The organism is Flavobacterium sp. M31R6, assembly GCF_013284035.1.
Lineage (GTDB): Bacteria > Bacteroidota > Bacteroidia > Flavobacteriales > Flavobacteriaceae > Flavobacterium.
On the sequence record NZ_CP054141.1, the window covers coordinates 4,408,381 to 4,422,929 of the forward strand.

Genomic DNA, 14,549 nt, shown 5'->3' on the forward strand with positions numbered 1-14,549 from the left:
TTTTAGTTTACCGATTACAGATAAAAAAAGAGCTCGCTTAAAGTCATTTTAAACGAGCTCTCTTTTTTTATTTCACCAATGACTTTAAATAGATTGTAAATAGTAATGATAATACAATTGCCGAAAGGCGAACCATATTTTTCACAAGTGCACTATTAAAACTTAACGAAGGTAAATTGGATTTTGTTTTTAGAAAAAAGACAATAAGCTTTTTATATTCTAATAAAATCAAGAACAAAACACCAATCGTTAATACAACAGATTGCAATAATGCGCCCGTATTCATTTGATAAAAAACATTGATTAAAGTCAAATTGACTAGTAGCGCAAACAAAATTATGGTTCCTATTAACAATGTTCTTCGAAACAATAATAAATAACCGCCACCAATTTGGATAAGCGCTATTATAATTCCAAAAACCTGTGAGTGTCCAAAATAAAACCAAGTCAACCATTCACCCGATTGCTGATTCATAGGCAAACTCGCAATTTCTGTTGGCACGATAAATTGAAGTCCATAAAACTTTTTCCAACCAAAACTGGCAATATTAAAAGCTATAGTATATCGAATTCCGCTATATAAAAAACCATATATTTTTGCAGAATTCATTTTCTGCTTGTGTTCTAAATAATGCCATATAAAAGGAAATAGAAGAGCACTTAATAAAGCAATCCCAACTAAAGAAAAAACTACTATTGGCGGAAACCAAGAAATATTACCGCCGTTACCAAGCATTAATAGCAAAGCGGAAAACACAAGTCCCAGTATTAAAGTTGTACTGATTTTTTTGGCTATCGAAGTTGAAACCTCATGATTTGATTGTTCTAACATAACTTTTTTATTTGAATTAATACACCCCAAAATTGGCTATTAATCAAATATCAAGTGTTCCGATGTACCCGTTCGAACGTATTTAAACTTCCTTTTTTTCTAAAATCCTATTTGATTTTACAAAATCTGTTGGAGACACTCCTGTATACTTTTTGAAAGTTGTATTAAAAGTAGTTTTAGAATTAAATCCAGATTCATAAGCAATTCCCAGAATATTTAATTGACTGTATTTCTCAGACAACAATAACATTTTTGCTTCTTCGACGCGGTATTTGTTGACAAAATTATAAAAGTTATCACCGTATAATTCATTAATCACAAACGAAGTTTCATTACAACTTGCCTTCATATTTTTGGCTAATTTTGGCAAACTTAAATCATTTTCCAAATATACTTTTCCAGAATTCATGAGTACCCGTAATTTTTCGTCTAACTCATTCAATCGCTTTTCCGAAACTCTTTTGGGATTCTCTTTTTTATACTCTTTAATAGTTGACAACTCATCTAAATCTTTTTTATTAAAATCAAAAATTTCTTTTTGCTGTAAAGAAAAATAAGCTAGAAAAAACACAGATAAAAGATATAATAAAGGGGTAAACCGAGTTATGTTTTCCAAGTTAAAAAAGACAAGATTGAGCCAAGCAATTATAATTATCACCAAAATCAATAAAAAATATTTTAACCAGGAAAGATCGATTTGCTCAGTTGATGATGAAAATTGACGTATATCTTTTATGTGTTTTTGCAATTTACTAAAAGACAAATACCAGTAAATTATTGTTTGAAGAGGCAATGCAATTTGTAGCGCAAAAAAAACTATTCTGCCTACAGAATAACTGAATTCAATGTTTTTCCCAGTGATAAAAAACGGAAATCTAAAAATCAAAAAGATTAAAAAGGGCAAAAAATGCCATAAAATTTTCTTGTCAAATTTTTTAAGTAATGAAGTAAAATATAAAATACTGATATAAAGAGCAGGAGCGGTTAAGAATCTCATCAGCCCAATTAAATCAAACAAAACAGGATGATTTGACTGAAAATTTTCTGAAACCAAAAATATTTCCAACATCGCTAATCCAAGAGTTATGACAAATAATCCCAGCCAGCGATTTGCTATACTGTTGATTTTTTGCGGATGCATAATAAGCAAAAAACCTAGTAAGAAGGCTGCTCCAGAAGTAATACCCATTATGATTGGAAAATTCATCATGTCAAAAAAATATAGAATTATGATATTACTGAAAAGAAACTACTTACTTCACAAAATAGTTATTATCCTCAAACCAATCCGTTAACCTCTGTGGCCAAGTTTTCAAAGAATTAGTTTTGGCTCTTTTTCCCATATTAAAAGCATGCCCTCCTTTGGAATACAAATGCATCTCTATAGGAACATTCGCTTGACGGTATTTATTCAGCAAATCAACTATCGGTGCGGAACAACAGGTGTCATCATTCGCAGCCAATAAAAATGCCGGTGGCGCATCCGATTTAATTTCTTTTGGGATAAACAAAGGCCCTGGATAAATTAATATTTGAAAGTTGGGTTGTGCATCTTGTTTATCGATTGCGTCAGATGAATTTTCCAAAGTATTTTTAGCATTATAAGCGACCAAAGCCACAACTTCCCCCCCAGCAGAAAACCCCATTGCACCTATTCGAGTTGGATCTATTTTAAATTCAGCAGCCTTACTTCTTATCAGTCTCATTGCCCTTTCAGCATCCTGTTTCACATGAGTTTCTAATTTATAGGGTGACCCAACTTCTCTTGCCAAACGGTATTTTAGGACAAAAGCTGTTATACCAATACTTGTAAAATACTCCGCAGCATCTCTTCCCTCTGAATTGAAAACCAAATTTTCATGCCCTCCGCCAGGACAAATAAGTACCGCCATACCATTTGGCTTTTCAGGAAAATAAGCCGTTATCGATGGATTATGAATATTTTTTACCCACCAGTCTTTGGCTTGTTCGGGTTCGTCTTTACGATTTTCAAAACCAGGAGCGCCATTTTCCCAAAGAGAAATTTTCAAACTCTTTTCCTGTGAAAATCCTTTATTGCAAATAGTTAACAAAAACAAACAGATGTAAAGTTTCAACATTATTTTCATTCAAGATATATTTAAAAATACTAGTTCCTAAATATACTACAAAAACGTTTATAATCTACTGTGACACAACTGTTGAAATAATTTTCTTCATTTCTTCTATCACAATTTTAATGTCATTTTCATTCGTTCTCCAATTGACAAACGAAGCTCTAATTCCTTTGCGGTTTTGATATACTGTTGGCGTCATAAACACTTTGCCGTTATCATTGAGTTGCGTCAAAAATAAATTTACTTTTTCCTGATTGTGTTCTCCTGTCAAAGTGAAACAAACATTATTGAGACGGGTTGGCGCCAATAATTCGAAGCTTTCATCATTAGTTATAAAAGCATCCAACTGCAATGCCATCGCAACACTATTTTCTACAATATCTTGAAATCCCTGTTTTCCGTATGCCAATAGTGAAAACCAAACAGGCAAAGCTTTTAATCGTCTGGAATTCTCAGGCAGGAAATTCAGGTAACTGAAATTCTCCAATGGATCACCCAAATATGGAGCATTTGAATTTTGGAACGTTTCCACCTGAAGATTTTTATGTTGTTCTTTTACCAAATAAAAAGCACTTTCGTAAGGAACATTCAGCCATTTATGGCAATCTATGGTAATACTGTCTGCGTTTCCCCAACCGTTTACCAAATGTTTGTATTTTGGAGAACAAGCTGCAAAACCTCCGAAAGCGGCATCAATATGCCACCAAAAATTGTATTTCTCTTTGAGTTTCGCAATTGCATTAAAATCATCAAAATCGGCTGAGTTGACAGTTCCCGCACTCGATATTAAAATAAAAGGCTGACCATTTAAACTTTTAATGTTTTGTTCCAAATCGTTCATGTCAATAGCTTCCCGATTTCCTTCAACTGTTTTTACTTTAATGAAATTTTGGCTTCCAATTCCTAACATCGCCAAACATTTTACTGAAGAAGAATGCGGTGTAGCCGTAAGAATATTTAGAGGAGCGCTAATTCCGTTTTTTGCAAAATCCTGACCCAATTGCTTTCCGAACCATTGTCGAGCCACCGCCAAACTTGTGAAATTTGACATTGTAGCGCCTGTTACAAATCCGCCCAAAAATGATTTTGGCAAATCCAATAATTGCAGCAATAGATTAATGGTTTCTATTTCTATCAAAGCAGAAACGCCTCCTTGCGCTTTTGTAGCCTGTGCATTTGCATCATAAATCGTAGTTAACCAATCGCCAACTATAGAAGCAGGTGTTGCCCCTCCCGTAACAAAACCCCAATATCTAGGTCCCGCCTGTGAAACCATCAAAGGGGCTAAACGTTCATTGAATTCGTCCAAAACCGACATTGCTCCCAAACCAGAATCACTTAGATTCCTATTAGTGGATATTGTATTTTGGGTTGAAGTGGGGATCTCATCAATGACATTAAGAAAATCAATTCCTTGTTGTTTTACTTTTTCGAGAATATTTTCAATGTCTTTTAAATCTTGTTGGAGGGTTGGGTTCATATACTTTTATTTAATTTCGCTTAATTCTAGAAATAACAGCATTCTTTCAAACACTTTATTCAACCATATAAGTCATATAAGTAATCCTTTTGAGAAAGTTAAGCAAAATTAAAAGATCATATAAGGTAAATGAAATAAACCCATAAAGAAGGTTTTTCTCTTATTTGTACTTTTTTCGACTTGACAAACTTTTTTATATTTTAACTTATATGACTTATATGGTAAAAAATAAATGCTGTTTATTTTAGAATATAGCGTTTAATATTAAAAAAAATACCCCATTAGTTAAAAATAACCAATCGAGTATTTCAAATTGAAATTAATAATAATTTTTTATTTAAAAAACTTGGCTTGCTATTTGTCTGATATTTTCTGATTTTCCCATAGAATAATAATGTAAAACAGGCACTCCAGCCGCTTTCAATTCTATTGATTGTTGGATGGCCCACTCTATACCCACTTGGCGTATTTCTGCGTTATTTTTGCACTTATCAACTGCGCTTATCAAATCTTCTGGCAAATCGATACGGAATATTTGAGGCAATACCTGTAAATGTCTTTGCACCGCAATCGGTTTTATTCCCGGAATAATTGGAACGGTAATTCCTATTTCTCTGGCTTTGGCAACAAACTCAAAATATTTGGCATTATCAAAAAACATTTGAGTCACCACATAATCAGCTCCAGCATCTACTTTTTCTTTCAATCTTTTTAAATCTGACATCAAAGAAGGAGATTCCAAATGCTTCTCTGGATAACCTGCAACACCTATGCAAAAATCGGCTTTGTTGTCGATGTCCATTACATCGTGTAAATACTTTCCGTTATTCAATTGATAAATTTGACTCACTAAGTCGGATGCATAATTATTCCCACCTTCTTTGGGTACAAAGGACTGTTCGTCTTTCATCGCATCACCACGAAGCGCCATAACATTGTCAATTCCTAAATAATGACAATCGACTAACAAATATTCCGTCTCTTCTTTGGTGAAACCACCGCAAAGCACGTGAGGAACCGTATCCACATTGTATTTATGTTTAATAGAAGCGCAAATCCCCAAGGTTCCAGGACGCATTCTGGTCAGTTTTTTTTCCAATAAACCATTGCCTTTATCCACATAAATATACTCCTCACGAGAAGTCGTTACATCTATAAATGGTGGCTTGAACTCCATCAACGGGTCAATATTGTCGTATAACTCCTGAATGCTTTTGCCTTTCTGTGGCGGAATAATTTCGAAAGAGAATAACGTTTCTCCTTTGGCTTTTTCAATATGTTTTGTTACTTTCATTTTATTTGTTTCAAGTTTCAAGTTTAAGGTTTAAAGTTCTCTCGAGTAACTTGAAACTTTAAACTTGAAACAAATTTTTTAATCTGCTATATTTGGATTCAGCCATTTCATGGCGACCTCTGTTGAAACACTTCTTCGTTTGGCGTAATCAATAACCTGATCTTCTTTTATTTTTCCAAGACCGAAATACTTGCTTTCCGGATTTCCAAAATAATATCCCGAAACCGAAGAAGCCGGCCACATCGCCATACTTTCGGTCAGGGTCACTCCAATTGCTGCCTCTACATTCAGCAATTTCCAAATCGTTGGTTTTTCCAAGTGGTCTGGACAAGCAGGATAACCCGGTGCCGGACGAATTCCTTTATAATCTTCTTCAATAAGCGCTTGTTTGCTCAAAACCTCATCGGCTGCATAACCCCAAATTTCTTTACGGATTTTTTCGTGTAAATATTCGGCGAAAGCTTCTGCAAAACGATCCGCCAAAGCTTTAACCATAATCGAATTGTAATCGTCCAAATCCTTTTCGAATTCAGCCGCCCATTCGTCTACACCAAAACCGGTGGTTACACAAAATGCTCCCATATAATCCACTTTCCCACTCTCTTTTGGAGCAATAAAATCGGCTAATGCGATGTTTGGTGCTCCTTTTGTTTTTTGTGACTGCTGACGCAAAGTCAAGAATGTCTGCAATGGTTTTCCGTTTTCGTCAGTCAACTCGATATCATCATCATTGATTTGGTTCGCAGGGAAAATTCCGTAGATTCCTTTGGCTTGTAATTTCTTTTCTTTCAAAATTACTTCCAACATAGCTTGTGCATCCGCAAAAACAGAAGTCGCTTGCTCTCCCACAACTTCATCTGCCAAAATCGCCGGATATTTTCCGAACAATTCCCAAGTCCTAAAAAACGGAGTCCAGTCAATGTAAGGAACCAACACATCCAAGTCCACTTCGATAGTTTGTTCCCCAATAACTTTTGGTTTTACAGGTTCGAAATGTCTCCAATCCAATTGTAATTTATTCTTACGCGCTTGCTCAATCGTTAGGAAATTCTTGTCTCTTGAACGATTCAAGAATGTTTCTCTAAACGCATCGTATTCGGCACGGATATCGCTTGCATAAATTTTTCGGTTGTGATCTAATAAATTTCCTGCTACGGTAACCGCTCTTGACGCATCGTTTACGTGAATCACGGTTTCTCTGTATTGAGGTGCAATTTTCACGGCCGTATGTGCGCGTGAAGTAGTTGCGCCACCAATCATTACCGGAATTTTCATCCCTCTTTTATCCAATTCCTTAGCGAGATACACCATTTCGTCCAAAGACGGCGTGATCAATCCGCTTAATCCAATAATATCTACTTCATGTTCAATAGCCGCTGCAATAATTTTTTCGGGAGGCACCATAACACCCAAATCGACAATCTCATAATTATTGCAAGCCAATACCACCGAAACAATATTTTTACCAATATCGTGTACATCACCTTTTACGGTTGCCATCAAAATCTTTCCATTCCCCGATTTATCACCTACCTGTTTAGCAGCTTCGATAAACGGCAATAAATAAGCCACAGCTTTTTTCATTACACGTGCCGATTTTACCACCTGTGGCAAAAACATTTTACCTGAACCAAACAAATCTCCGACAACATTCATTCCCGTCATCAAGTTGATTTCGATAACTTCGATAGGTTTTGTGGCGGCTAAGCGAGCTTCCTCAACATCAATTTCTATAAATTCATCCACCCCTTTTACCAAGGAATGCGTAATTCTTTCCTGAACCGTTCCCGAACGCCATTCTTGAACCGCTTTCTCGTTGCTCTTTACATCTCCTTTTACATTTTCGGCAAAATCCAATAAGCGTTCTGTAGCATCATCGCGTCTGTCCAGAATTACATCTTCTACGTGTTCCAATAAATCTTTTGGAATTTCGTCATATATCGACAACATTTCCGGATTTACAATTCCCATTGTCATTCCGTTTTTAATGGCATGGTACAAGAAAACCGAGTGCATCGCTTCTCTCACCGTGTCATTTCCCCTAAACGAAAACGAAACGTTACTCACCCCGCCACTAATGTGCGCGTGCGGTAAATTTTCTCGAACCCATTTGGTTCCTCTAAAGAAATCCAAAGCATTCAAGCGGTGTTCCTCCATACCTGTCGCTACGGGGAATATATTCAAATCGAAGATGATATCCTGTGGAGGAAAATCTACTTTGTTTACCAAAATATCATACGACCGTTGGCAAATTTCAACTCTACGATCGTAATTATCGGCTTGTCCTACCTCATCAAAAGCCATTACAATCACGGCAGCTCCATAACGTTTGATCAATTTGGCGTGATGGATAAAAGCTTCCTCTCCTTCTTTCAGCGAAATCGAGTTTACCACACATTTTCCCTGCACGACTTTCAAACCAGCCTCAATGATTTCCCATTTCGAACTGTCAATCATAATTGGCACACGAGAAATATCCGGCTCGGCAGCAATCAAATTCAGGAATTTGGTCATTGCATAAACGCCGTCAAGCATTCCCTCATCCATATTGATATCGATGATCTGCGCCCCTCCTTCTACCTGCTGTCTCGCAATATCGAGTGCTTCCTCATATTTTTCCTCCTTGATCAATCGAAGGAACTTTCTCGAACCTGTTACATTGGTACGTTCCCCAACATTCACAAATACGCTGTCCGGCGTAATGATCAAAGGCTCTAATCCTGATAATACAAGGTTTCTTCTATTTTTATTGTGTCCCATTTTTTTATTTTATCTTGCCACGAATTCACGAATTATAATCTATATTTTTAAAATTCGTGAATTCGTGTTTATAATTTAAAGCCTTTCTTTGCGTCTATATTTTTATATTCTATTCTAAACTATTAATAAACTTAAATAAATTTCCCCGTCCCACGCTCATAACTGTTTTTTTACAATTAATTCTTATTATTTTTAATTGCTATAATTTTCTGTACTACTGCAAAGAACATTGTGGTTGACCAACCAAATAACAAAATCCCATTCATGGCTTCAAATCCACTCATGATGCGCCAGATAGGAGGGAGCGTGATATCGCCATAACCTAACGTGGTGTAAGTAATCATTGAAAAATAAATCGATTCTTCCCAATGACTGATTTTATCCAATGCAGGTATCATCATATAAACGCCAGCCCAAAGAGCAATTTCAATAAAGTGTAATACCATTAAAAAAACGGCCATAGTAGAAAGTGTTTTCAAAATCTTATAAAATCCGAAAACCTGACTTTTTAAATCGCGGTTGCGAAACAAATAATTCAGCCACCATGCGGTTCCCAATCCATGAATAAAAATGGTTGCAACAATAATTCCCAAACTAAAAAGTATTTGTATCGCCATCTATTTTTAAAATTTACAAAATTACTATTCTCTACGTTTGAACTTAATGATATTTTATCTTACTGAAAATACTTGCCAAGCATTTTTGAAAAAGGTACCGCAGTAAATCCATGCAAAAAAATACTTAGCAAAACTGTAAGAACAATAACTGAAATTATGCGTTCATATCCCGGTATTCCTAATTCAATTATTACGAGTAATAAATACAAAACTGATGCAATGCCGCGTGGTCCAAACCAACCAATAAATCCAATAGTAACACTAGGTAATTTTGTACCAATAAGGCAAATTGCAACGGGCAACATTCTGATAATTGTAAGACTTAATAAGGCATAAACCCAAGCGTTTATATCCCAATAAGGATAACAAAACGGAACGAGCATCATACCAAATAAAAGAAAAATAAAAAGTACGAGTGCCTGACTTTCTGCTTCACCAAATTCATGTAATCGTTCGCGTACTTTGAGGTTATGAGTTCCGAGTAACATGCCTGCAAAAAATGCAGCGATGAAGCCATTACCGTCAACTGTTTCGGCTAGTGAAAACGCTAATAATGCAATGGCTATTGAAGATAAACTTTGAAAAGTGGAATTCATCCAGCCTTTGCTTGAAGCCTTGTCAACTAAATATCCTCCTGCCCAACCAATCAATCCACCAATCAATGGACCAAAAACAAATTGCCGGAGTGTAAAAAGTAACCAATAAGATGTACCAGAGTTTCCCGCATCTGCATGAGATAAAACAGCAAGACAAATTAATATTGGAGGAAATGCAATCCCATCGTTTAAACCACTTTCAACGTTTATGGTTTGGCGAATTTTTTCGGGCACCAGTTTACTTGTAACCACTGCCTGCCCCAAAGCAGCATCAGTAGGCGACAAAATAAAAGCCATAAGCGCAATTACCCAGATATTAACACCAGGAAAAAGTGGGATGCCTATTAATATTCCCAATACCATAGTCAATGGCAAACCTATTAGCAATAAACGAACAGGCAATTTTCGATGCTTTCTTAATTCCATTAAATTAATAGTGGATGCATCATTAAAAAGCACTAACACCAGTGTAAGTTCAGCAAGTATTTTTACCAATGGCGCATCAATACCTTGCCTCAATTCATCTATTTGAAAATTAGAAGCTATTATACCAATCACTACAAAAACCATTGGTGCTGTGATAACAGATTTTTCAAGGGCTTTTGAAAAAAGTCCGTAAACTAAAATCAGTAAAGCCGTAAATACAAAGATTGGATATTCAGTCATATTTTTCTTTTGTCCCTAATCTCGCTTATGAGTATGTGCTATTCTCTCCACGAAGTTGTGTTATTCAATTTCAATCAAAGCTACAATCTTAATAAATTTGTTTAATCATTGTTTCTATTTTCTATTCAAAGCCAATTCCTCCAGATTTTGTTTTTATCGAAAACCTTTCATTTTATTCTCTTTGCGGGCACGGATTGCAAATCCGCGCTATCTGGATTACTAAGTTTCTAAGTAGCTTAGATTCTAAGTTTTTATTGTTTTATCTACGGTCCAAAAAACTGTAGTTATATTTTATTTTAATTTCAACTTTATTTGGGCGTGACCACAAGGGTCGGGCTATTCGTTTCAAGTCCTCGTCCAATTCCGTCCCGATAGCTATCGAGACTCCATCGGTCTGTGGGCTTTCCACTGCTATCCCTCACGCGAGCTTTGTGCAATAAACATCATTTAATCTTAATTTCTTTCTGTCTAACAGAGTCAATAAATTTAATTAGGACTGGGCTGTTATAAAAATCTAAACACTTCATTAAATATAAATTGTTATTAGGATCATATGATTTGTATTCTTTTTTTGCCCATTTTTTAATCATCTCTCTATATTTTTCATTTCCAAAAATATATTCCCCTTTCAAATCTATAATCTGTACATAACTACTACCATCTTTATATCTTATTGATTCTTTCCCTGATAAAACTTCAGAATAACAATCACAAAATGCCTGATTCTTTAATTTCAACAATTCCCCTTCTAATTTTTTATTTTGACCTTGAGAATAACCTACATATCCAAATAAAATTATGTAACAAAAGCTAATTAAGATCTTCATAAAATTTAATTTCAGTGAGTAAAAATGTTTAAAAATCTTCGCTAGCGGTGGTATGTGATTCTTAACGCTTCAATTATTTCAATTTACATAACCGCCGTTGAAACTCTAGGCTTATAATCCTTCGCGATATCGGCAATCAATTTGATATGATTTGGAGTTGTTCCGCAACAACCGCCTATGATGTTTATTAAATTATCGTCTAAATAACTTTTAATTTGTGCTTGCATTTCCTCCGGTGTTTCATCGTATTCTCCAAAGGCGTTTGGCAATCCTGCATTGGGATGCGCCGACACGTTGAAAGAAGTGTTATGCGACAAAGTCTGCAAATACGGTTTCAATAAATCGGCACCAAGGGCACAATTGAATCCTACGCTCAACAATGGAATATGCGACACCGAAACCAAAAAGGCTTCTACCGTTTGTCCCGAAAGTGTTCTTCCCGAAGCATCGGTAATCGTTCCTGAAACCATAATCGGAATATCAAGATTGCGCTCTTCTTTTACTTGTTCGATAGCAAAAAGCGCCGCTTTGGCATTTAGTGTATCAAAAATAGTTTCTACCAAAAGTAAATCGCAACCACCGTCCATTAAGGCTTCGACTTGTTGCTTGTAAGCTATACGCAAATCATCAAAAGTTACGGCTCTGTATCCTGGATCGTTCACATCTGGAGACATACTCGCCGTACGGTTTGTCGGACCAATTGAACCGGCAACAAAACGAGGTTGGTTTGGATTTTTAGCAGTGAATTCATCGGCTACTTCACGGGCAAGTTTTGCCGATTCGTAATTCAATTCATAAACATATTCTTCTAGGTAATAATCCGCCATACCGATGGTGGTTCCTGAAAAAGTATTGGTTTCCACAATATCGGCTCCAGCTTCAAAATAAGCTGCGTGAACTGCTTTGATAGCTTGAGGTTGCGTTAGGGACAATAAATCGTTGTTTCCTTTTAGCGGATGTGGAAAATCTTTGAATCGTTCGCCACGAAAATCTTCTTCAGAGAAATTATAACGTTGCAGCATTGTCCCCATAGCTCCGTCGAGCACGAGTATTCTCTTTTTTATTTCTTCTTGAATTGTTGACATATTTTTTATTTCTCGCAAAGACGCAAAGGCGCTAAGCTCATTATTAATTCCAAAAATTCCTAATTCTGGCTCTTTAGCCCCGATGGAAACGACATCCTTTTATGCTGGGGTTCAGCATAAAAGATATAGTGTACAGCGGGAACGATGACTGCAAAAAATGCACCAATCATTCGCTCTAAAAAAAATATCGAAATGTTGTCAGGAAAAGGTTTGAGGAATACGGAGATGTATTCTTGTGTTATCTATCCGCGCTGTGCGTGGTAGAATGTAGCACCTTCTTTAAAAAAGTAAAGGGTTGCTAAGGTTTCATCGGGTCTTTTCCCTCCGCCTTTCGTGATAACTTTCAATAAAAATAGGAACAGTGCAAAGAAACGACATAGCGCTAACAATTGCAAGTTTTTTTTTTAGATTCTAAGGTTCTGAGCTACTAAGCCTCTAAGTCAAAATTTTCATTCATAATCATTATAAAAAAAACTCAAAACTATATTGCAAGTTTGAGCTTTTTTTGAAAATCTTAGCTTCTCAGCTTCTTAGTAACTCAGAATCTTAAAAAAACAGTTTAGTGCTTTATTTTTTGCTTAGTACCTCTTAAATTAACGATTTCAATTCGTCTCATCTTAGTGTTTATTCTGTAAACCAGATAATTATTTTTATCTATAATTGCTTTGTACAAATATTGGTTTGTTCCTGATTTTGGGAATAATTCAGGGTAGAGAATTACTAAACTTGTAACTTGTTTTATATTTTCTTCTAATTGCAAAATTTCTTTTATGGACCAAAATTTCTCCAAATAAAAAAGTACGCTGTCTAAACCTTTTTCTGCCTGAGGCGTCCATTTAATCCCTAATGCCATTTCTTGAATTTATCCATAACGGTAGAATGGCTTACTAAGTCATTGTTGTCAGCTTGGGAAATTCCAATTTCAATTTCTTCTTTTTCCTGAGCTGATAATTCACTGTACCAATCCTTTTTGCTTGCCTTTACCAATAGTTCGAGTTTTTCCAAAAGACTTTCGTCTACATTGGATAGTTCTTGAATAAAATTATATTTTCTTGTTGCTAAATTCATGATGAATTAATTTTAATATCACACAAAGATATAAATAAAAAAGCTCAAACTATATTACAAATTTGAGCTTTAGTATTTCAAAATCTTAGATTCTCAGCATCTTAGAAGCTTAGTCTCTAAAGATTAAACAATAGCTTTCACTACCGCTTTTGGAGCTTCTTTACGAGTACCGTCGAATCCGTCAACTCCGGAAACGGTGGTGTATTTCATTACGTATTTTTTACCAGGATTGATGATTTGGTATGCCGCTTGACACATTAATGTGGCTTCGTGGAATCCGCAAAGAATCAATTTTAATTTACCAGGATATGTGTTTACGTCACCAATGGCAAAAATTCCAGGGATATTCGTTTGGTAATCCAAAGCATTGTTTACTTTGATGGCATTTTTTTCGATTTCTAATCCCCAGTCGGCAATAGGACCTAATTTTGGTGTTAGACCAAAAAGCGGAATGAAATAATCTGTTGGAATGTTTCTGTGTGCTCCGTCAATATCTACATCAACAGATTCTAAATGCTCTGCTCCGTTTAAACCGACAACTTCGCCGGGTGTGATCATTTTTATTTTTCCCGCATTCTTCAATTCTTGCACTTTTTCTACAGAATCAAGAGCTCCTCTAAATTCGTTTCTACGGTGAATCAAAGTTACTTCTGAAGCTACATTTGCCAAGAAAATACTCCAGTCCAAAGCAGAATCTCCTCCTCCGGAAATCACAACTCTTTTGTCTCTGAATTTTTCTGGGTTTTTGATAAAGTATTTAATTCCTTTATCTTCGTAAAATTCGATATCTTCGATAAGTGGCTTTCTTGGTTCGAAACTTCCCAATCCTCCAGCAATAGCTACAACAGACGCGTGGAATTTTTTTCCTTTGTTTGAAGTAACAATAAAACTGCCATCTTCTTGCTTATCGATAGTTTCTGCACGCTCACCAAGAGTAAATCCAGGTTCGAATTGCTTGATTTGTTCCATTAAATTATCCACTAAATCTCCTGCCAATACTTCCGGAAATCCTGGAATATCATAGATAGGTTTCTTTGGATACAACTCTGATAATTGTCCTCCCGGTTGTGGCAAGGCATCCAGAATATGACATTTTAATTTTAATAATCCTGCTTCGAAAACGGCGAATAGACCTGTTGGCCCGGCTCCTATTATAAGTATGTCTGTTTTAACCATTATATTTAAATTTAACTCTTTATATTATTTTTTATTTTGTGCGCAAATAAAC

Annotated in this window: 13 protein-coding genes and 1 riboswitch; all 13 genes read right to left on the minus strand. The window is 35.7% G+C overall.

The genetic code is table 11. The annotated features are described in order from the left end of the window. Positions 1-67 precede the first annotated feature (67 nt). The 13 genes from HQN62_RS18625 to HQN62_RS18685 all read right to left on the minus strand — a co-directional run bounded on the left by HQN62_RS18625 (position 68) and on the right by HQN62_RS18685 (position 14,497). Entirely contained in the window at positions 68-832 is a 765-nt protein-coding gene (locus HQN62_RS18625; RefSeq protein ID WP_173505456.1) for a hypothetical protein, read from the minus strand. Positions 833-914: 82 nt separating this feature from the next. Next, positions 915-2,042: a helix-turn-helix domain-containing protein gene (locus HQN62_RS18630; RefSeq protein ID WP_173505457.1), complete on the minus strand. Its 1,128-nt coding sequence runs from the start codon at positions 2,040-2,042 to the stop codon at positions 915-917. A gap of 43 nt (positions 2,043-2,085) precedes the next feature. Then, entirely contained in the window at positions 2,086-2,940 is an 855-nt protein-coding gene (locus tag HQN62_RS18635; protein WP_217362502.1) for an alpha/beta hydrolase, read from the minus strand. Positions 2,941-2,995: 55 nt separating this feature from the next. Beyond that, the gene (locus HQN62_RS18640; RefSeq protein ID WP_173505458.1) at positions 2,996-4,408 is read right to left on the minus strand and encodes a pyridoxal phosphate-dependent decarboxylase family protein; all 1,413 of its coding nucleotides are present in this window, start codon (positions 4,406-4,408) and stop codon (positions 2,996-2,998) included. A 337-nt stretch (positions 4,409-4,745) separates the two neighbouring features. Continuing rightward, entirely contained in the window at positions 4,746-5,702 is a 957-nt protein-coding gene (metF, locus tag HQN62_RS18645) for a methylenetetrahydrofolate reductase [NAD(P)H] (RefSeq protein ID WP_173505459.1), read from the minus strand. A gap of 78 nt (positions 5,703-5,780) precedes the next feature. After that, a complete protein-coding gene (gene metH / locus HQN62_RS18650; protein ID WP_173505460.1) occupies positions 5,781-8,462 on the minus strand; it encodes a methionine synthase in 2,682 nt (893 codons plus the stop codon). Between the two features lie 176 nt (positions 8,463-8,638). Beyond that, on the minus strand, positions 8,639-9,079 hold the full coding sequence (locus HQN62_RS18655; RefSeq protein ID WP_116797021.1) for a potassium channel family protein: 441 nt from the start codon (positions 9,077-9,079) through the stop codon (positions 8,639-8,641). A 59-nt stretch (positions 9,080-9,138) separates the two neighbouring features. Then, positions 9,139-10,341 (minus strand): cation:proton antiporter, encoded by a 1,203-nt coding sequence (locus HQN62_RS18660; RefSeq protein WP_173505461.1) that lies wholly within the window; start codon positions 10,339-10,341, stop codon positions 9,139-9,141. A 443-nt stretch (positions 10,342-10,784) separates the two neighbouring features. Then, positions 10,785-11,168: a hypothetical protein gene (locus HQN62_RS18665; protein WP_173505462.1), complete on the minus strand. Its 384-nt coding sequence runs from the start codon at positions 11,166-11,168 to the stop codon at positions 10,785-10,787. A gap of 83 nt (positions 11,169-11,251) precedes the next feature. Continuing rightward, entirely contained in the window at positions 11,252-12,253 is a 1,002-nt protein-coding gene (locus HQN62_RS18670; protein ID WP_173505463.1) for a homocysteine S-methyltransferase family protein, read from the minus strand. A 235-nt stretch (positions 12,254-12,488) separates the two neighbouring features. Then, a riboswitch (SAM riboswitch) is annotated at positions 12,489-12,596 on the minus strand. A gap of 216 nt (positions 12,597-12,812) precedes the next feature. Next, positions 12,813-13,106, minus strand: a complete 294-nt coding sequence (locus HQN62_RS18675; protein WP_116797017.1) for a type II toxin-antitoxin system RelE/ParE family toxin — start codon at positions 13,104-13,106, stop codon at positions 12,813-12,815. Beyond that, positions 13,097-13,321: a hypothetical protein gene (locus HQN62_RS18680; RefSeq protein WP_116797016.1), complete on the minus strand. Its 225-nt coding sequence runs from the start codon at positions 13,319-13,321 to the stop codon at positions 13,097-13,099. Before HQN62_RS18680 ends, HQN62_RS18675 begins: the two co-directional genes overlap by 10 nt. A 123-nt stretch (positions 13,322-13,444) precedes the next feature. Then, on the minus strand, positions 13,445-14,497 hold the full coding sequence (locus tag HQN62_RS18685) for an NAD(P)/FAD-dependent oxidoreductase (protein WP_173505464.1): 1,053 nt from the start codon (positions 14,495-14,497) through the stop codon (positions 13,445-13,447). Between the last annotated feature and the right edge of the window lie 52 nt (positions 14,498-14,549).